The organism is Loktanella salsilacus (genome assembly GCF_024206795.1).
GTDB classification, from domain to species: domain Bacteria; phylum Pseudomonadota; class Alphaproteobacteria; order Rhodobacterales; family Rhodobacteraceae; genus Loktanella; species Loktanella salsilacus.
Window position 1 is genome coordinate 1,891,181 of record NZ_CP072994.1, and the last position, 19,544, is coordinate 1,910,724.

At 59.4% G+C, this 19,544-nt stretch carries 20 protein-coding genes; 2 read left to right on the forward strand and 18 right to left on the reverse strand.

Annotated features, from left to right (window positions below; translation table 11 throughout):
* Positions 1 to 24: 24 nt before the first annotated feature.
* Positions 25 to 447 (forward strand): hypothetical protein, encoded by a 423-nt coding sequence (locus KBW81_RS09315; RefSeq protein WP_254246971.1) that lies wholly within the window; start codon positions 25 to 27, stop codon positions 445 to 447.
* A 67-nt stretch (positions 448 to 514) separates the two neighbouring features.
* On the opposite strand, the gene KBW81_RS09320 is transcribed toward KBW81_RS09315, so the two are convergent.
* Positions 515 to 940 carry an OsmC family peroxiredoxin gene (locus KBW81_RS09320; protein ID WP_090187343.1) on the reverse strand — a complete coding sequence of 142 codons (426 nt, stop codon included), beginning with the start codon at positions 938 to 940 and terminating at the stop codon, positions 515 to 517.
* A 178-nt stretch (positions 941 to 1,118) separates the two neighbouring features.
* On the opposite strand from KBW81_RS09320, the gene KBW81_RS09325 reads away from it, so the two are divergent.
* Positions 1,119 to 2,852, forward strand: a complete 1,734-nt coding sequence (locus tag KBW81_RS09325; protein WP_254246972.1) for a DEAD/DEAH box helicase — start codon at positions 1,119 to 1,121, stop codon at positions 2,850 to 2,852.
* 205 nt (positions 2,853 to 3,057) lie between these two features.
* Here the strand turns inward: KBW81_RS09325 and KBW81_RS09330 are convergent, their stop codons facing one another.
* The 17 genes from KBW81_RS09330 to nuoF all read right to left on the reverse strand — a co-directional run bounded on the left by KBW81_RS09330 (position 3,058) and on the right by nuoF (position 19,519).
* Positions 3,058 to 4,737, reverse strand: a complete 1,680-nt coding sequence (locus tag KBW81_RS09330; RefSeq protein WP_090187338.1) for a ribonuclease J — start codon at positions 4,735 to 4,737, stop codon at positions 3,058 to 3,060.
* Positions 4,734 to 5,507 carry a type III pantothenate kinase gene (locus KBW81_RS09335; protein WP_254246973.1) on the reverse strand — a complete coding sequence of 258 codons (774 nt, stop codon included), beginning with the start codon at positions 5,505 to 5,507 and terminating at the stop codon, positions 4,734 to 4,736. The genes KBW81_RS09330 and KBW81_RS09335 overlap by 4 nt, the downstream gene beginning before the upstream one ends.
* A gap of 13 nt (positions 5,508 to 5,520) precedes the next feature.
* Positions 5,521 to 6,282 (reverse strand): biotin--[acetyl-CoA-carboxylase] ligase, encoded by a 762-nt coding sequence (locus tag KBW81_RS09340; protein ID WP_090187744.1) that lies wholly within the window; start codon positions 6,280 to 6,282, stop codon positions 5,521 to 5,523.
* On the reverse strand, positions 6,272 to 7,708 hold the full coding sequence (gene nuoN, locus KBW81_RS09345) for an NADH-quinone oxidoreductase subunit NuoN (RefSeq protein ID WP_254246974.1): 1,437 nt from the start codon (positions 7,706 to 7,708) through the stop codon (positions 6,272 to 6,274). The genes KBW81_RS09340 and nuoN overlap by 11 nt, the downstream gene beginning before the upstream one ends.
* A 12-nt stretch (positions 7,709 to 7,720) precedes the next feature.
* On the reverse strand, positions 7,721 to 9,262 hold the full coding sequence (locus tag KBW81_RS09350; protein ID WP_254246975.1) for an NADH-quinone oxidoreductase subunit M: 1,542 nt from the start codon (positions 9,260 to 9,262) through the stop codon (positions 7,721 to 7,723).
* Complete coding sequence (nuoL, locus tag KBW81_RS09355; RefSeq protein WP_254246976.1) at positions 9,262 to 11,394, reverse strand: NADH-quinone oxidoreductase subunit L; 2,133 nt, start codon at positions 11,392 to 11,394, stop codon at positions 9,262 to 9,264. The genes KBW81_RS09350 and nuoL overlap by 1 nt, the downstream gene beginning before the upstream one ends.
* Before the next feature lie 4 nt (positions 11,395 to 11,398).
* The gene (gene nuoK, locus KBW81_RS09360; RefSeq protein ID WP_090187326.1) at positions 11,399 to 11,704 is read right to left on the reverse strand and encodes an NADH-quinone oxidoreductase subunit NuoK; all 306 of its coding nucleotides are present in this window, start codon (positions 11,702 to 11,704) and stop codon (positions 11,399 to 11,401) included.
* 147 nt (positions 11,705 to 11,851) lie between these two features.
* A complete protein-coding gene (locus tag KBW81_RS09365; protein ID WP_090187323.1) occupies positions 11,852 to 12,457 on the reverse strand; it encodes an NADH-quinone oxidoreductase subunit J in 606 nt (201 codons plus the stop codon).
* Entirely contained in the window at positions 12,454 to 12,855 is a 402-nt protein-coding gene (locus KBW81_RS09370; protein ID WP_254246977.1) for a carboxymuconolactone decarboxylase family protein, read from the reverse strand. The genes KBW81_RS09365 and KBW81_RS09370 overlap by 4 nt, the downstream gene beginning before the upstream one ends.
* Entirely contained in the window at positions 12,852 to 13,241 is a 390-nt protein-coding gene (locus tag KBW81_RS09375; RefSeq protein ID WP_254246978.1) for a carboxymuconolactone decarboxylase family protein, read from the reverse strand. The genes KBW81_RS09370 and KBW81_RS09375 overlap by 4 nt, the downstream gene beginning before the upstream one ends.
* On the reverse strand, positions 13,238 to 13,726 hold the full coding sequence (nuoI, locus tag KBW81_RS09380) for an NADH-quinone oxidoreductase subunit NuoI (protein WP_090187315.1): 489 nt from the start codon (positions 13,724 to 13,726) through the stop codon (positions 13,238 to 13,240). The genes KBW81_RS09375 and nuoI overlap by 4 nt, the downstream gene beginning before the upstream one ends.
* Before the next feature lie 2 nt (positions 13,727 to 13,728).
* A complete protein-coding gene (nuoH, locus tag KBW81_RS09385) occupies positions 13,729 to 14,766 on the reverse strand; it encodes an NADH-quinone oxidoreductase subunit NuoH (RefSeq protein ID WP_090187312.1) in 1,038 nt (345 codons plus the stop codon).
* 23 nt (positions 14,767 to 14,789) lie between these two features.
* Positions 14,790 to 15,167, reverse strand: a complete 378-nt coding sequence (locus tag KBW81_RS09390) for a hypothetical protein (RefSeq protein ID WP_090187309.1) — start codon at positions 15,165 to 15,167, stop codon at positions 14,790 to 14,792.
* Between the two features lie 2 nt (positions 15,168 to 15,169).
* Positions 15,170 to 17,179, reverse strand: coding sequence for an NADH-quinone oxidoreductase subunit NuoG (gene nuoG / locus KBW81_RS09395; RefSeq protein ID WP_254246979.1), 2,010 nt, complete (start codon positions 17,177 to 17,179; stop codon positions 15,170 to 15,172).
* Between the two features lie 126 nt (positions 17,180 to 17,305).
* Positions 17,306 to 17,704: a DUF5333 domain-containing protein gene (locus KBW81_RS09400; RefSeq protein ID WP_254246980.1), complete on the reverse strand. Its 399-nt coding sequence runs from the start codon at positions 17,702 to 17,704 to the stop codon at positions 17,306 to 17,308.
* A gap of 162 nt (positions 17,705 to 17,866) precedes the next feature.
* The gene (locus tag KBW81_RS18760; RefSeq protein ID WP_302059165.1) at positions 17,867 to 17,989 is read right to left on the reverse strand and encodes a hypothetical protein; all 123 of its coding nucleotides are present in this window, start codon (positions 17,987 to 17,989) and stop codon (positions 17,867 to 17,869) included.
* A 246-nt stretch (positions 17,990 to 18,235) separates the two neighbouring features.
* Positions 18,236 to 19,519 carry an NADH-quinone oxidoreductase subunit NuoF gene (gene nuoF, locus KBW81_RS09405; protein WP_090187301.1) on the reverse strand — a complete coding sequence of 428 codons (1,284 nt, stop codon included), beginning with the start codon at positions 19,517 to 19,519 and terminating at the stop codon, positions 18,236 to 18,238.
* Positions 19,520 to 19,544 lie beyond the last annotated feature (25 nt).

Genomic DNA, 19,544 nt, shown 5'->3' on the forward strand with positions numbered 1-19,544 from the left:
TGCATCCCGATCAGGGATGACGTCTTGCAATCCTACGATGGCTGGCGCGGCACGACGACATTTACAACGCAGGAAAGGGAAGTGTTCCGCGGCGCGGATGGCAATGGCCTGATGACCGCGCGGCCGGTCATTACCCTGGGGCCGGATGGGCGTGCCTTTGGCGTTTTCACCAATGTCCGAAGGCGGGACGCGAATGGCCCGCGGATCGACCGCATAACCTCTGGCGGGCATACGCTGGATTATACCGCCCATGATCGCCTTCTGACCCATTGCATAGACGGCTGCCAACCGGCCGAAGTGGGCGTGATTACACTCAGCGAAACTGCGTTCAGCATTGCCGCGCAAACCGGCCTGCCGCTGCGCGTTTGGGGACTGCGTGGACGCTATGACGGCACCGTCCCGGCAGAGGCATTTGCCCGCGTTTTAGCGAAAGTGGATGACGGATAGTGGGACCGTCCCAACGAAAAGGGACAGCAATATGCTGCCCCCATCATCATACGCACAAAGTCGAAAATCAGACGAGCTTGGCATCCATCGTGATTTCAGCATTCAGCAACTTGCTGATTGGGCAGCCTTTTTCCGTAGCCTGCGCAACAGCCAAAAAGTCTGCGTCCGAAATTCCGGGGATTGTCGCAGTGACCTCGATATGTGCCTTTGTGACAGCAAAACCGCCATCGACCTCTTCGAGCGACACCGTTGATTTGGCGTCGATGTTATCTGCTGTATAACCCTTTTCACCAAGGTTAAGCGACATCGCCATCGCGAAACACGCGGCATGGGCTGCGCCGACCAGTTCTTCGGGATTAGTGCCGGGGCCATCTTCGAACCGGGCCTTGAAACCATAGGGATGATCGTTCAACGCATCCGTCTGAGTCGACACCTTGCCGATTCCATCTTTCAGCGTGCCCTGCCAGTTTGCCGTGCCATGCTTCTTGATCATGTCGTGTCCTTTCGGTGTTATTTGCACCTCAACGCCTTCAAAGACGGTGCTGTTCCGCCTAAACCTTGACGATTGGGCATTATTGGCGTAACGCGATGCCTGTCGAACGCCCCGACAATCCGGTCGGGCGGGCCGCGCAGTTCTGCGGCCGGATAAGCCGCATTTCTGAAAGGGCTACATGACCAAGTTTTCTGACCTTAACCTCGATCCCAAAGTGCTCAAGGCAATTGCCGATACGGGCTACGAGACGCCGACGCCGATTCAGGCTGGCGCGATTCCCCCCGCCCTTGAAGGGCGCGATGTGCTTGGGATCGCCCAGACGGGCACCGGCAAAACCGCCAGTTTCACCCTGCCGATGATCCACATGCTGGGCCGCGGACGTGCCCGGGCGCGGATGCCCCGGTCGCTGGTGCTGGCCCCAACGCGGGAATTGGCGGCGCAGGTTGCGGAAAACTTTGACGCCTATGCCAAATACACCAAGCTGACGAAGGCGCTGCTGATCGGCGGCACCTCGTTCAAAGAGCAAGACCAGCTGATCGACAAAGGTGTCGATGTGCTGATCGCGACGCCCGGCCGCCTGATCGACCATTTCGAGCGTGGCAAATTGATTCTGTCCGACGTGAAAATCATGGTCGTCGACGAAGCTGACCGCATGCTGGACATGGGTTTCATCCCGGATATTGAACGTATCTTCCAAATGACGCCCTTCACGCGTCAGACGCTGTTCTTCTCGGCCACGATGGCACCGGAGATCGAGCGCATTACCAATACCTTCTTGTCCAATCCTGCCAAGATCGAAGTCGCACGTGCAGCCTCGACTGGTGCGAATATCAAGCAAGGCGTGGTGCTGTTTCAAGGTTCCAACAAGACCAAGGCCGATGCGGAAAAGCGCGAGCTGCTGCGCCGCCTGATCGCCGCCGAAGGCGACGCCTGTTCCAACGCGATCATCTTTTGCAACCGCAAGTCCGACGTGGACGTGGTCGCCAAGTCGCTGAAAAAGCACGGCATGAACGCCGAACCGATCCACGGCGATCTGGACCAGTCGCACCGCACGCGTACGCTGGACGGCTTTCGCGATGGGTCGATCCGCTTTCTGGTGGCATCCGATGTCGCCGCACGCGGGCTTGATATTCCCGCCGTGACACACGTCTTTAACTTCGACGTGCCCAGCCACGCCGAGGATTACGTCCACCGGATTGGCCGCACCGGCCGTGCTGGTCGGTCCGGCGTTGCGATCATGATTTGCGCGCCGCGCGATGAAAAGAACCTGGCTGACGTCGAACGTCTGGTACAAGCCCCGATCCCGCGGCTTGAAAACCTGATGGGCGATGTGACACCGCCGACGACGACGTCCCCGATTGACGACGTTGATGCCCCGCGCGAGGAAAAGCCGCGCCGCTCGCGCACACGCGGTCCACGCAAAGCAGCCACTGCCCCGGTAGAAGCGGTTGCAGATCAAACGACCGAGGCTGCACCGCAAGCCGAAGCCGCACCTGCGGCAGAAGCAACCGACGCACCGCGCCCCGAACGCCGCACACGGCGCAGCCGCACGCGCCGGGACACTGCGCCAGAGGCTGTAAACCCAGTGCCCGCAGCGCCAGAAGTTGTCGCAGAAGCTGTTGCAACACCAACGCCGGTCGTTGTTGCAGAGCAAGAACCTGCGCAAGCGCCTGACGCGGCGCAAGCCAATCGCCGTGGCGGCCGCAACCGTGGCCCCCAAGATCGCGGGCCGCAAGATCGCAATGTATCGGACCGGAACGGAAACGACCGGAACGAACGGCATGACAACAATCGCAATGGTAACGACCGCGGCAACCGCGACCGTGGCGGGCGCGCTGACAATGTGATTGGTATGGGTGACGACACACCTGAATTCATTGCGAAAAGCTTTCAAGAGCGTAGCAACGGTTAAGCAAAATGGATCGACTGGGTTTTGCCCAGTCGATCCGCCGGGGCGCTGCCCATCGCTGGCTGGTTCATGAACCATTGGCGTACCAAACAGCCACCCGATATATTTTCAACCGAGGAAATGAAGGACAGCAACGGTCTGTTCGGACATAAAAAAGGGCGCTGGATCAATCTGATCCAGCGCCCTTTTGCTTTACCTGATGCGGTGATCAGCCCAGACGGCTGATCACAACGATGACTTCGGGCTTTTTGCCAATCTCACCTTGGGCAGAGCGGCGCGCGACGTTCTTCAGCTCTTTTTCAAGCTTCACATCATCGCGGATCGTCTTGGCGTCTGCGCGGCCAATGAATTGCGCCAGATCGGCCTCCATGATTTCTGCAAGGGCAGAGTCGGAGCGTCCGGTTTCCGTCAGACCCGACAGTTCGACCCAAGGATCGCCCAGCGGTTCATCGTTTTCGTCGATGATCACCGTGACCACGGCGAGGCCATTCAAGGCCATCCGGATCCGGTCACGTACAACGCCGTCCATCGCGCCAATCTGAACCGAGCCGTCCAGATAGGTGCGACCGGTTTCGACGTATTCAGCAACGGTGGGCTGGTTGCCCGACAGGTCGATCATCATACCATTGACGGCCACGATACCGGGCAGGCCGAACTGACCTGCGACCTTCACGTGTTCACGCAGGTGACGGTGCTCGCCGTGCATCGGGATCAGGAACTGCGGCTTGATGATCTGGTGCATCGTTTCCAGATCGGGTCGGTTCGCGTGGCCAGAGACGTGATACTTGCCGCCATCGTCGTCGACGATATCCACGCCCAGCTCGCTCAGCTGGTTCATGATGCGGATCACACCCTTTTCGTTACCCGGAATCGTCTTGGACGAGAACAGGAAGGTGTCGCCTTCTTTCAGCTTCAGCCCCAGATAGCTGCCTTGCGACAGCTGGGCAGACGCAGCGCGGCGTTCACCCTGAGAGCCGGTGACCAGCAACATCAGCTGATTGCGCGGCACGTTGACCGCATCCTCTGGCCCGATCGTGGCGGGGAAATTGGTCAGCAGACCGGTTTCCTTGGCCGCTTCGACCATGCGGTTCATCGACCGGCCCAGCAGGCAAACCGTGCGGCCAGCGGCCACAGCGGCGTCAGCTAGTGTCTTTAGGCGCGCGATGTTCGACGCAAAGGTCGTCGCCGCGACCATGCCGGTGGCATTGCGCATCAGTTCCGTGATCGCTGGACCGATGGACATTTCCGAACGGCCCGCGTGCGGAGAGAAGATATTCGTGCTGTCGCAGACCAGCGCCTTGACGCCGTCCTTGGCAATCTCTTCCCATAGGGCGGTGTTGAACGGGTCGCCGACCACGGGGGTCATGTCGACCTTAAAGTCGCCGGTGTGCACAATGCGGCCAGCGGCCGAGTCGATCACTAGACCCGCGCTTTCGGGGATCGAGTGGCTGATCGGGACGTAGGATACCTTGAACGGGCCGCAGTCGATCACGGCAGGATAAGGTTCAACCACGGTGACGACGTTGTCGGGGTGGCCCTTTTCCTGCAGCTTGCGCCGCGCGATGTTCGCGGTGAATTTACGCGCATAGATCGGCGCGCCCAGCTGTTCCCACAGCAGGCCAACCGCGCCGACGTGGTCTTCGTGGGCGTGGGTGATGAAAATACCCTCGATCTGCGCCCGGCGTTCTTTCAGCCAGGTGATATCGGGGAAAATCAGGTCAACGCCGGGCGTGCCATCCATGTCGGGAAAGGTGACGCCCAGATCGATGACGATCAGACGCTCTTTGCCTTTGGGGCCATAGCCGTAGACGTAGCAGTTCATGCCGATTTCACCGGCGCCGCCAAGCGCCATATAGATCAGTCGGTCGTTTGCTTTTGCAGCACTCATGTAAGGTCCTTGTTGTATTGATGAATCACGGTCAGCCCGTGCATCGTCAGGTCATCCTCGACCCGGTCAAATAATTGGTCGCCTTGTGCAAACAGAGAGGCCAGTCCACCAGTTCCGATGACGGTCATCTGTCTGCCGCGTTCGGCTTTGATCCGTGCGGTTATCTCTTTCACGAGGCCAATGTAACCCCAGAACGCACCAGACTGCATGCAGGCGACGGTATTCGTGCCAATCACGCGCTCTGGCTTGGTCACATCGACGTGCGGCAGCGCGGCGGCGGCCATGTGAAATGCCTCTAGGCTGACCATGACGCCGGGGGCAATCACGCCGCCGACATAGGCGCCGTCATCGTCGACCACATCCAGCGTTGTCGCCGTGCCGAAATCCACCACGATCAGGTTGCCGCCGTGGCGATCAAAGGCACCAGCCGTGTTCACCAGCCGGTCCGGACCAACGGCGGTGCCGGGATCGACGCGCGGCAGCGTGGGCAGTTTGCATTCAGGCTTGCCCACGACAATGGGGCGGCAGTTGAAATAGCGGTCGGCCAGAACCCGCAGGTTGAACACCACGCGCGGCACTGTCGCACTGACGATGACTTCGTTGATGGTCACATCAACCTTTTGCATCTGCATCAGGGACGTCAGCCAGACGAAATACTGGTCAGCCGTGCGCTGCCAGTCCGTCTTGGTCCGCCAGGTCGCCAAAAAGCGGGTGCCGTCCCAGATGGAAAACACCGTATTCGTATTGCCGCAGTCGATGGCCAGAAGCATGGGCAGCGCCCCTTTAGAAATAGATGTCGGCGGCAGGAATGACCTTGCGCCCCTCGGGGGTGGTTAAGATCAGATTGCCGTCGGTGTCGATGGTGTCAAATGTGCCGGTGATCTCTTCACGGCTGGTGCGGGCGGTAATCACCTCGCCCAGACGGGCCGCATGGCGGAGCCAGTCACTGCGGATAATGTCAAAGTCGAATTCCCACAGCTTCGCCTCTTGCGTGGCGTAGTCATTGGCAAGACGCACAAGGAAATCACCCGGCGTGACCTCTGGCCCGCCTTCGCCGCGCAGGGACACGGGCGCAAAGGCCGCGTCGCGGACGTCGTCGGGCACAGCAGCAAGGTTAACGCCGATGCCAACAGACAGCCAATCGACGTAAGGCCCCTGCCCGCTGGTTTCCAGCAGAATGCCAGCGATCTTGCCGCCGTTGAGCAGCACGTCATTGGGCCACTTTAGGCTGAGCTTGGTGCGGTCAATATACATCGCCAGCGCCTCGAACAGGGCGACGGCGGCCATAAAGGATCGCAGGCTGGCCTGTTGCGGGGTGCAGTTGGGGCGGTAAATCAGGGTGGCGGCAAAGTTGCCCGGCGGGCTTTGCCATGCGCGGCCCCGGCGACCGCGTGCGCCGGTCTGGATATCAGCGATCACCCAAGTCGGCGCTTGCAGGGTTGGCGCAATGCGCACCGCCTCTGCCATCGTGCTATCCACCTGCGTCAGGTGGTGGCACAGCACGCCCTCTGGCCAGAGGGCGTGCTGTGTTGGATCAGTTGACAAGGGCCGCAGCGGCAGCAGCCGCAATCGGCTCTACGCCGAACAGGTTGACCACGCCGACGACCATGATCAGCGCAGAGGCGATCAGGAACGCGCCAAGGATGGGCTGCGACGGGGCGTCCAGCTTTTCGGTCTCTTCGCCGAAGTACATGTAGTAGACGATGCGCAGGTAGTAATACGCGCCGATCACGGATGCGACCACACCGGCCACAGCCAGCCACGCAAGGCCCGCGTCATAGGCGGCACGCAGCACATACAGCTTACCAAAGAAGCCGACCATCGGCGGCACACCAGCAAGGCTGAACATCAGCACCAGCATGGCCAATGCCCGAGTGGGCTGGTCTTTGGCGTACATCTTCAGGCTTTGGATATCCGTCACCGGGCGACCATCGCGCTGCATGCCAAGGATAAAGGCAAAGGTACCGATGTTCATGGTGACATAGATCGCCATGTAGATCAGCATCGCCTGCACACCCAGCGCAGTGCCAGCCGCCAAACCCATCAAAGCATAGCCCATGTGCGCGATGGACGAGTAAGCCATCAGACGCTTGATATCGCGCTGGCCAATCGCCGCGATCGATCCAAGGAACATCGAGATCACGGACAAGAAGGCAATGATCTGCTGCCAGTCGCCCGTGATGCCGCCGAAGGCATCGAACATCAGGCGGGCAAACAGCGCCATGGCCGCGACCTTGGGGGCCGTTGCAAAGAACGCAGTGATCGGCGTGGGCGAGCCTTCGTAAACGTCCGGCGTCCACATGTGGAACGGCGCGGCACTGACCTTGAACGCAAGACCCGAGATCAGGAACACGAGGCCGAACAGCAGACCCAGCGACGGCTGATCCTGCACGCCGGCCATGATGCCAGAGAACAAAGTCGTGCCAGTGAAACCATAGGTCAGCGAGGCACCGTAAAGCAGCAGACCAGAAGACAACGCGCCCAGCACAAAGTACTTCAGGCCAGCTTCGGTCGATTTGACACTGTCACGGCGCAAGGACGCGACGACATAAAGCGACAGCGACTGCAGCTCTAGGCCCATGTAAAGCGACATCAGATCGCCAGCGCTAACCATGACCATCATGCCGACGACGGCAAAGACCACCAGCAGCGGATATTCGAACCGCAACAGGTTACGCGCGACCATGTATTGCTCGCTCATCACCAAGACGGCGGCGGCGGACAGCAGGATCGTGACCTTGGCAAAGCGCGAAAAGCTGTCGGCGACAAACATGCCGTCAAACGCTGTCTGCGCATCAGCGCCGTTCGTCATCAGCCAAGCGGCCACCAGCACAAAGATGCCAGAGGTCAGCCAGACCAGCAGCGACGCCGCCCCGTCTTTGACGGTGTAAACGGCCGCCAGCAAGGCGATGATCGCATAGACCGCCAGTGCGATTTCCGGCAGGACAATCTGGATATCGGCAGAAATCATGGGTCCGTTTCCTTAGTGCAAAGCGACTTGAGTGGCTGCGGTAAACGCCGCGGTCGCCGTGTCGTATTGATCGATCAGCGCGCCAACCGACGGCCCGATGATATCGGTAACAAGGCTGGGATAGACGCCCAGCAACAAGGTCATCACCACCAGCGGGGCAAAGATCGCCCGCTCGCGGGTTGTCATATCGGTGATCGACTTCAGGCTTTCCTTGATCAGATCGCCCATGACGACGCGGCGATACAGCCACAGACCGTAAGACGCCGACAGGATCACGCCAAAGGTGGCGATCACGGCGACCCAGGTGTTCACCTGGAAGATGCCCATCAGGACCAAGAATTCACCCACGAAGCCAGATGTGCCCGGCAGGCCGACGTTGGCCATGGTGAAGAACATGAAAATCAGCGCATAGGCCGGCATCCGGTTCACCAGACCGCCATAAGCGTCGATGTCGCGGGTGTGCATCCGGTCGTAAATCACGCCAACGCAAAGGAACAGCGCGCCAGAGATAAAGCCGTGGCTGATCATCTGGAAAATCGCGCCATCAATGCCCTGCTGGTTCACCGTAAAAATACCCATGGTGACGTATCCCATGTGTGCAACGGACGAATAGGCGATCAGCTTTTTCATATCCTGCTGCACCAACGCAACAAGAGAGGTGTAGACGATCGCAATCGCCGACAGCCACAGCACCAGCGGGCCGATCACTTCGGACCCGATGGGGAACATCGGCAGCGAAAAGCGCAAGAAGCCGTAGCCACCCATTTTCAACAGGATCGCAGCCAGCACGACAGAACCCGCAGTCGGGGCCTGCACGTGGGCGTCAGGCAACCACGTGTGCACGGGCCACATTGGCATCTTCACCGCAAAGCTGGCGAAGAAGGCAAGGAACATCAGCGTCTGCGCGCCGCCAACAATGTTGATCCCCAGCACGGTAAAGGCGTCCGACGGGAACACCGTCGTCATCAGCGTCGGGATGTCAGAGGTGCCCGCGATGTTGATCATGGCGACCATGGCCACCAGCATCAGGACCGATCCAAGGAAGGTATAAAGGAAGAACTTGAACGACGCGTAAATGCGGTTCGCCCCGCCCCAGATGCCGATGATCAGGAACATCGGGATCAGGCCTGCCTCGAAGAACAGATAGAACAGGATCATGTCCAGCGCCATAAACACGCCCAGCATCAGCGTTTCCAGCAGCAGGAACGCGATCATGTATTCCTTAACGCGGCTTTCCACGCCCCAGCAGGACGCGATCACCAACGGCATCAGGAACGTGGTCAGCATCACGAACAGCACGGAAATGCCGTCGACGCCCATTTTATAGTTCAGACCCAAAAGCCAAGAATGCTCTTCGACCATCTGAAAGCCGGTATCGGCAGGATCGAACTGGAACAGAATGAACAGCGAAATCAGGAACGTCGCGGACGTGGCAAACATCGCCACCCACTTGGCATTGCGCTGTGCCGCCGCGTCATTGCCCCGCAGGAACAGCGCCAGAATGGCAGCGCCGATCAGCGGAATAAACGTGGTGAGTGAAAGCAGGTTGCCCATTAGTTGGCCCCTCCGGTCAGAGTGACCCAGGTCAGCAGGGCCGCGATGCCCGCCACCATGGCAAAGGCGTAGGTGAACAAGTAGCCGGACTGCATCCGCCCAGCGGTGCGCGTCAGGAACGGCACGATGCCAAGGGCCAGACCGTTGATGCCGCCATCAATGGTGCCTTCATCGCCGCGCTTCCACAGGAAGCGGCCAATCGCCAGCGCAGACCGCACGAAAAGGAAGCCGTAGATTTCGTCAAAGTACCATTTGTTCAGCAAGAACTGATACAGATGCGACTGGTTCGCCGCCAGCTTGCCCGGCAGATCAGGACGGCGGACGTAGAACATGTACGCGGTGACAAAACCAATCAGCATGGCGATGAACGGCGACAGCTTGACCAAGACAGGCGCGTGGTGCGCGTCATAAATGACGTGATTGTCGGCCGCCATATAGATGGCACCCTGCCCCGGCGTGTAAGTGTTCGCAGCAACGTCGCCGTGATCAGCCTCGCCTTCAACCGCAGCTTCGGACTGGGCAGCGTGCTCGGCCTCGGCCCCGGCAACAGCGTGGTCACCCTCTGCGGCAGCCTCTTCGCCGCCTTCGGTCGCATGTGCCTCTGCCGTGGTCATGCCAAAGAACTGTTCGATTTTGTGGTGATCGCCGAAAAAGCTGTTGTACCAGACCATGCCGCCAAAGATTGCGCCAAGGCTCAGGACACCCAGAGGGATCAGCATGACCATCGGGGATTCGTGGGCGTGATCATGTGTATGGTGATCGCCGCGCGCCTTGCCGAAGAAGGTCATGAACATCAGGCGCCAGCTATAGAAACTGGTGAACATCGCCGCGATGACCAGCATCCAGAAGCTATAGCCCGTGCCGCCAGCCCAAGCGGATTCGATAACCGCGTCCTTGGACAGGAAGCCAGCGAAACCAAAGTGGGTCAGCGGGATACCGACACCGGTGATGGCCAGCGTACCGATCATCATCGCCCAGAACGTATACGGCAGCTTTTTGCGCAATCCGCCATAGTTCCGCATGTCTTGTTCGTGGTGCATCCCGTGGATCACAGAACCCGCGCCAAGGAACAGCATCGCCTTAAAGAAAGCATGCGTCAGCAGGTGGAACATCGCGACAGAGTAAACGCCCACACCAGCAGCCACGAACATGTAGCCCAGCTGCGAACAGGTGGAATATGCGATGACGCGCTTGATGTCGTTCTGCACCAGACCCACGGTCGCGGCAAAGAACGCGGTCGAGGCACCGACGAAAACAATCATCTGCTTCGCCTCTGGCGCGTATTCGAACAGCGGCGACATGCGGCAAACAAGGAACACACCGGCGGTCACCATGGTCGCGGCGTGGATCAGCGCGGACACAGGTGTCGGGCCTTCCATCGCGTCGGGCAGCCACGTGTGCAGGAACAGCTGGGCGGATTTACCCATCGCACCAATGAACAGCAGCACGCCAATCAGGTTCGCGGCATTCCATTCAGTCCACAAGAAATGGATCTGGGTCTGCGCGATATCGGCCACTTGCGGAAAGATGTCAGCGAACTTGACCGAGTCCGTCAGGAAGAACAGGCCAAAGATACCAAGGGCAAAGCCGAAGTCACCCACACGGTTGACGACAAACGCTTTGATCGCAGCGGCGTTGGCAGACGGCTTGCGGTAGTAGAAGCCAATCAAAAGGTAGGACGCAACGCCCACGCCTTCCCAGCCAAAGAACATCTGGATCAGGTTGTCGGCGGTGACCAGCATCAACATGGCGAAGGTAAAGAACGACAGATACGCAAAGAAGCGCGCGCGATAAGGCGTGCCGTCTTTGAAGTTGTCGTCATGCGCCATGTAGCCAAAGGAATAAAGGTGCACGAGCGCGGAGACCGTCGTGATCACGATCAGCATCGTCGCGGTCAAGCGGTCCAGCCGGATCGCCCAGTCGGTCGCAAGCGAGCCGGATTCGATCCAGCGCAGCACAGTGATGTCGCGTGTGACGCCATCAAAGCCCAGAAACACGATCCAAGACAGGAACGCGGCCAAGAACAGCAGACCAGTGGCCACCCACTGCGCCGGCTTTTCGCCAATGATCCGCCACGTAAAGCCGCAGATCAGGGCCCCGACCAGCGGTGCAAATAGGATAATCGTTTCCATGGGTTCAGCCCTTCATCACGTTGACGTCTTCAACGTCGATGGTTCCGCGGTTACGGAAGAAACAGACAAGGATCGCCAGACCAATCGCGGCCTCTGCGGCGGCGACGGTCAGCACGAACAGCGTGAACACCTGCCCCACCAGATCCCCAAGGAAACTGGAAAAGGCGACAAAGTTGATGTTCACCGCCAGCAGCATCAATTCGATGCTCATCAGCAGGATGATGACGTTCTTGCGGTTCAGAAACAGGCCAAAGATGCCAATGACGAACAGCGCCGCCGCCACCACAAGATAATGCTCTAGTCCGATCATGTCGTGTCCCTCTGGGCGTTCGCCCTTCGTTTTATGGTCTTAGCCGAAAAAGGTGTAGCCGCCGCCGAAGACAAGGATCAGCACAACGATCAGCGCAGCAATGGTGGTATTCGACATCAGCTATATCCTTCGGTCAAAGAGAGCGCCTTACAGGCCCTGCCCCGGTTTCACGTCTTTGAGTTCCATCGCCAGCTTGGGGTCGCGGTGCATCTGCGCCATGACGTTCTGGCGCTTGATGTCCACGCGGTGGCGCAGGGTCAGAACGATCGCGCCGATCATCGCCACCAGCAGGATCAGACCCGACAGTTGGAACAAAATGATGTAGCGATCATAGATCAACAGACCAAGGCCGGTTGTGTTGTAGGTGTCCGGCACCGGCGCAGCGAGGCGCGCATCAATCCCGTCCGAAAAGCTCCATGCGCCGACGGCGATAGCCAGCTGCATCAGAACGACGACGCCGATCAGCAAACCCAGCGGCAAGTATTTAGACATCTCTGCCTTCAACTCGGCAAAGTCGACGTCCAGCATCATGACGACAAACAGGAACAAGACCGCAACCGCGCCGACGTAGACAATGATCAGCAGCATGGCGACAAATTCAGCGCCAAGGATCACGAACAGACCCGCCGAAGACAGGAAGGCCAAGATCAGCCACAACACGGAATGCACCGGGTTGCGCGACAGCACCGTCATCAGGCCGCCCATGATCGTTGTGATCGCGAACAGGTAAAAGGTGAAAACGAAAGGGGTCATGCCTCGGCATCCTTTTTCATCACGTCGTTGGCGATTTCCATCGCCTTGGTCATCGACGGCACGCCGCCAAACATGGCCGCCATCGCAATCGTCTCGGCGACTTCTTTTTCAGTGGCCCCGGCCTCGACCAGATGGCGCACGGTCATGCGCAACTGCGCCTCGGCCTGTGCGCCCATGATCGTCAGGCCCATCAGGGTCATCAACAGCCGCGTCTTGGCGTCTAGACCGTCCGGGTTCAACCCCTTGCCAAAGAAGGTTTCCATCATTTCTTTGGGCATCGTCGGCCAAAGCGTCTCGAACCCTTTGGGCGTAAAAGATTCCATCGCAGGATTGAGCTGTTTCACCCAGTCCTGCCCCATGGTCATCATGGCCTCAAAAGTGTTCTTTGCATCGCTCACGCCGCATCCTCCGCTTCAAAAACCTCAATCGCGGCATTCAGCGCGTTAATCATCGCAGGAAAGCCGCCGTAAAGCGTCATCTGATAGATAATCTCACAGACCTCTGCGCGGCTCGCACCAACAGCGCGGGCGCTGGCGATGTTGACCTTAAGCTGGGGCTTGGTCTGCCCCCCCATCGCAGTGAGGGCCGCAATCGTCGCCAGCAGGCGTGTTTTCTCTTCCACAACGCCGCGGCTGTAGAATGTACCGTAAGGCACCTCGACCACCATGCGCGACAAGCCAGGCACCAAAGCATCGTAGCGCGCCGCAAGCGCGTCTTCCATGCCCGGGTTCACTGCCTCAGACAGTGCCTTGCCGCGTTCATATGTGGCTTGATCAAGGCTCATCTGTAGGGCGCATCCATTTCGAGGTTGCGCGCGATCTCGGCTTCCCAACGGTCGCCATTCGCGAGCAGCTTTTCTTTATCGTAGTAAAGCTCTTCGCGTGTCTCGGTGCTGAACTCAAAGTTCGGGCCTTCGACAATGGCATCCACAGGGCAGGCTTCTTGGCAGAAACCGCAGTAGATGCACTTGGTCATGTCGATGTCATAGCGCGTCGTGCGGCGCGATCCGTCATCCGTGCGCGGGGCGGCGTCAATGGTGATCGCCTGCGCGGGGCAAACGGCCTCGCACAGTTTACAAGCGATGCAACGCTCTTCGCCATTGGCATAACGGCGCAGGGCGTGCTCGCCGCGAAAACGCGGGGACAGCGGGCCTTTTTCATGCGGATAGTTCAGCGTGGCTTTGGGGGCAAAGAAGTACTTCATCCCCAGCCCAAAGCCTTTCCAGAAGTCCGACAGCAGGAAGTATTTCGCAGAGCGTGCGTAGTCCATCGTTAGACTCCCCAAGTGTAACGGGCCCAGAAGCCACCCATTACTTCAAATTTTGCAAGGAATGCGATCAGCACGACCCAGATCAGCGAGAGCGGCAAGAAGACTTTCCAGCCGATCCGCATCAGTTGGTCGTAGCGGTAGCGCGGGGTGATTGCCTTCACCATGGCGAACATAAAGAAGCAGGCCATCATCTTAAGGATCATCCACAGGATGCTGTCAGGCAGACCGGGGATCGGGGACAGCCAGCCGCCCAAGAACAGAAGCGACACCAGCGCGCACATCAGCACGACGGCCATCAGCTCGCCGATCATGAACAGCAGAAAGGGCGTGGACGAATATTCAACCTGATAACCAGCGACCAGTTCCGATTCGGCCTCTGGCAGGTCGAACGGCGGACGGTTGGTTTCAGCCAGCGCCGAGATGAAGAACAAGAACAGCATCGGGAAGTGGGCGACCCAGTACCACGACAGCAAACCAGCGCCGCGCTGCGCCTCGACGATGTCGCCAAAGTTCATCGACCCGGTCGAGATGATGATGCCGATGATGATCAGGCCAAGCGAGACTTCGTAAGAAATCATCTGCGCGGCAGACCGAAGGGATCCAAGGAATGGATACTTAGAGTTCGACGCCCAACCACCCATGATCACGCCGTAGACTTCCAGCGATGACACGGCAAAGACGAACAGGATCGCGACGTTGATATCCGACAGCACCCAACCGGTGTTGAAGGGAATCACCGACCAGGCAATGACCGGCAGAACAAAGGACAGCAGCGGCGCAATGAAATAGACCGCCTTGTCAGCGCCCGCAGGCACGACGATTTCCTTGACGATATACTTTAGAAAGTCGGCGAAGGACTGCAGCACGCCCCAAGGGCCCACCACGTTCGGGCCGCGCCGCATCTGCACAGCAGCCCAGACCTTACGGTCCGCATACATCAGCATGGCCAGCGCCAGCAAAAGCGGGATCAGCAGCAGCAAACACTGCCCCAAGATCAACAGGACGATGCCCGTGTTCGTCGTGGTGAAGAAGTTGACCATAATTCCCTCTGACCCTTCGTCCTTCAGACCGTCGGTATGCCCGACGTTCCGCAATCTGCAACCGTTACTACCGCGTCAATCGTCGCCAATCCGCGCGGCAGGTCCGACGAGATGGTGTAAACAGCATCCGCGCCCCAAGTGCCACCCTCTTCGGTGACGTTCGTGCGCACCAAACGCGCAAAACTGTAACCTCGGATTAACGCATATTGCGCCGCAGCACATTGCGCATATTTTTCCACCGCATCCGGTGTCGCGGCCCCTGTCAGGGCCACGTTAAAGTTCACAAGATCCCCGTCCAGCAAGCTGGTCCGGACACCCAAATACGTCGGCCCACCTGGCGCGGCCTGCGGCGGAACGCAGCCCGCCAGCAGCAAGGCCGCAACAACGGCGGGCCGCATCATGTTCACTCGGCCGCGATCTTTTCCGCGCCGCGCAGTTTGGCGTTCGCGCTCAGCTCTGCCATCAGGCTCGAGGCCCGTGCGATCGGGTTGGACAGATAGAAGTCCTTGACCGCATAGCCGAAATCACCGCTGCCCAGCGTGCCCGCGTCAAGCGCAGCGCCTTCGTTCGCAGCAACCACGTCGATCTGGCCCAGATGCGGGTGCGCCGCAATCAAGGTCCGGCGCAGTGCTGCCAGCGAATCAAACGGCAGGACAGCGCCCAGTTCTGCGGACAAGGCCCGCAGAATCGCCCAGTTTTCCTTAGCCTGCCCCGGAGGGAAGCTGGCGCGCATCGCAAGCTGCGGGCGCCCTTCGGTGTTCACGAACAGACCGTTTTCTTCGGTGTAGGCCGCAGCCGGCAGGATCACATCAGCGCGGTGCGCCCCGCGATCGCCGTGGCTGCCCTGATAGATCACAAAGGCATCGGCGGCGATTTCAACTTCGTCCGCGCCAAGGTTATAGATCACCTCTGCACCGTCGATCGCCGCAGTGATGCCGCCATCGGTCACAGCGCCCACATCCATCGCGCCAACACGGCCAGCGGCAGTGTGCAGCACCAGAACCTTGCCGCCAGCGCTTGCGGCGATCTGTGCGGCATGGCCCAAAACAGCCTCTCCGTCAGAGCCGGTCAATGCGCCCTGCCCCACGATCACAAGCGTGCCTTTGCCAGCGTGGTCCTGCTTTGCAAAGTCGGTCAGCGCGTCGCGGCCTGTGCCGCCTTCGATAACTTCATAGGTCAGATCGACTGGCGTGCCAAAGCGCGTCACGTCACCGCCCCGCGACCAAGCGCGGCGCAGGCGGCTGTTCAGCACAGGGGCTTCAACGCGGGGGTTGGTGCCGATCAGAACGATGTTCTGCGCGGTATCAATGTCCGCAATCGTCGCCGTACCGACATAAGCGGCGCGGTTGCCCGCAGGCAGCTGCGCGTTATCGGTGCGGCATTCGACGTTGCCGCCCAGACCTTCAACCAATTGCTTGAGCGCAAATGCAGCCTCAACGGGGGCCAGATCGCCGACCAGACCGGCCACCTTTTTGCCCGTCATCGCAGCGGCAACAACGGTCAGCGCTTCGGGCCAGTCGGCTTTGCGCAGCTTGCCGTTTTCGCGGATGTAAGGGGTATCCAGACGCTGCTTGCGCAGACCGTCAAAGACAAAGCGGGATTTATCGTTGATCCACTCTTCGTTCACGCCGTCATGGTTGCGCGGCAGAATGCGCATCACGTCGCGGCCTTTGGTGTCCACGCGGATGTTCGATCCCAGCGCGTCCATCACGTCGACAGATTCGGTCTTCGACAGCTCCCACGGACGGGCGGTAAAGGAATAAGGCTTCGACACCAGCGCGCCCACCGGGCACAGGTCAATGATGTTGCCCTGCATGTTGGACGCCAGCGTTTCGCCCAAATAGGACGTGATCTCTGCATCTTCGCCGCGGCCGGTCTGGCCCATCTGGTGGATGCCAGCGACTTCTGTCGTGAAACGCACGCAGCGGGTGCAGGAAATGCAGCGCGTCATGTGGGTTTCGACCAGCGGTCCAAGGTTCAAATCCTCGGTCGCGCGCTTTGGCTCGCGAAAGCGGGAAAAGTCGACGCCATAAGCCATCGCCTGATCCTGCAGGTCGCATTCGCCGCCCTGATCGCAAATCGGGCAATCCAGCGGGTGGTTGATGAGCAGGAATTCCATCACGCCCTCGCGGGCTTTCTTCACCATCGGCGAATTGGTCTTCACCACAGGTGGCTCGCCGTCTTTGCCGGGGCGCAGGTCGCGGACCTGCATGGCGCAGGATGCGGTCGGTTTCGGCGGGCCGCCGACGACTTCGACCAGACACATGCGGCAGTTGCCAGCGATGGACAGACGTTCGTGATAGCAGAAACGCGGGATTTCGATTCCCGCGATTTCGCAGGCTTGAATGAGCGTCATCGCCCCTTCAACCTCGATCACTTGACCATCAATGTTGATTTTGCGCAGATCGGACATGAACGCCTCCGGCTTCCGGACCCAAGCCCGGCCACAAGAAGCCGGGTGTTTGGATGGCGTTCTAACCCGTTGCGAACGCGTATGCCAGACGCAGCGACGCTTTTTTCGCCGCTGCTTGCCCGCGTCTTAGTGAAGCAAGCGGCCAACGCCTGTATTCTTGCCCATCTGGTCGCGCCCGACGGTGCAATACGTCTCTTCCACGCCGGGGGTCACACCCAGTTGGACCAGCTGCGCACGGGCAATACCCTCTAGGCGCTTCTTCTCGGGCTTGTTGTCGACATAGGCGTCGATTTCGCTGTTGGAATAGCCCAGCTCGCGCGCGCGGGATTTCAGGTTCAGCAAGGTCGTGATGCCGCGCAGGGTCCGCGCATCAATGCTGCCGCATTTTTCGCTGATCTCATAGGCCATGCCGACCACCAGCAAACCGTTGCGGATTTCAGCCTCGTCTTTCAGGGCGGCCTGCGCGCTGCCCGCAGCCGTCAAACCCATCGCCAAAACGGCGGTACTCATCAGAAAATTGCGCATGTCTCTGCTCCTGTAGGGCGGGAACGTAATGTCCCGTTGACGTTCTACATTGGGCCAGCGGGCGTGTTATGCAATATCGCCCGGATGATTGTGGGTGACAAACCCCTTGTTTTCATGCGTCCGGTGCAACGTGCGCGGCACCGAACGCAGGCCCGGATGGCCTTACTTCATGCTCGTGTCAAACACCGGCTCTGCGGGCGGTGTGAATGTGACAGGGGACATCGGCTCTGGCTGTTTGGCACAGGCAGCAGCAAGCAAGACGGTCGCGATCAAAGCGTATTTCATTAGATGCATCCTCAATAACCCGATTATATGCGATGCGACATCCAGCGGACGGGATAAGCCAAAGGCGCAAACGGTCAATGCGACCATCGCGGATCACGATAGATGCGGCCGCAGTTTAGTCGAGACGGCGCGCGATAGATTTATCACGCCCTGTCATGCAAAAAGCACGCCCCGGGCGGCACTTGGGCGGCTTTACGCCGCAACGCAAAACGCCGGCCTAAAGGCCGGCGTTTGCAAGAATGTCGCTTATTCCGCGGCGATCGGCCCGCGCTTGTGGCGGATGCGGTCTTCGATCTCTCCGCGGAAGTTGCGGATCAGACCTTGGATCGGCCAAGCCGCCGCGTCGCCCAGGGCGCAAATTGTGTGGCCTTCGACCTGTTTGGTCACGTCCAGCAACATGTCGATTTCATCGACCGAGGCATTGCCCTGCACCAGACGTTCCATCACGCGCATCATCCAGCCCGTACCTTCACGGCATGGCGTGCACTGGCCGCAAGATTCGTGCTTATAAAACTTGGACAGACGCCAGATCGCTTTGATCATGTCAGTCGACTGGTCCATCACGATGACCGCCGCCGTCCCCAGACCCGACCGCTGTTCGCGCAGCCAGTCGAAATCCATGATCGCGTCTTCCATCTGCTCTGCCGTCAGGCAGGGCACGGACGATCCGCCGGGAATCACAGCCTTCAGGTTCTTCCAGCCGCCGCGGATACCGCCGCAATGCTTGTCGATCAGCTCTTTGAACGGGATCGACATCTCTTCTTCGACAACGCAGGGGTTGTTGACGTGGCCGGAAATCGCAAACAGCTTGGTGCCCGCGTTGTTCGGCCGGCCCATGCCCGCGAACCAAGCGCCGCCACGGCGCAGAATCGTCGGCACAACCGCAATTGATTCGACGTTGTTCACCGTCGTCGGGCAGCCATACAGACCTGCGCCCGCAGGGAATGGCGGTTTCATCCGCGGCATACCCTTTTTGCCCTCAAGGCTTTCCAGCAGCGCGGTTTCTTCGCCGCAAATATAAGCGCCCGCACCGTGGGCGACATAGATGTCGAAATCCCAGCCAGAGCCGCAGGCATTTTTGCCCACTAAACCCGCGTCATAAGCTTCATCAATCGCGTTCTGCAGCGCTTCTTTTTCGCGAATATATTCGCCGCGAATGTAGATGTAGCAGGCATGCGCTTGCATCGCGAAGCTAGCAATCAGGCAACCTTCGATCAGCGTATGCGGATCGTGGCGCATGATTTCGCGGTCTTTGCAGGTGCCCGGCTCTGATTCGTCAGCGTTCACCACCAGATAGGACGGACGACCATCCGATTCCTTTGGCATGAACGACCATTTCAGACCGGTCGGGAAACCCGCACCGCCCCGGCCACGCAGGCCAGAGGCTTTCATCTCGTCCACGATCCAGCCAGCGCCCTTGCCAAGAATGTCCTTGGTTCCGTCCCAATGGCCACGCGCTTGTGCGCCTTTCAGCGAACGGTCGTGCATCCCATACAGGTTGGTAAAGATGCGGTCCTGGTCTTTCAGCATTGGATCATCCCTTGAAAGCTGGGGC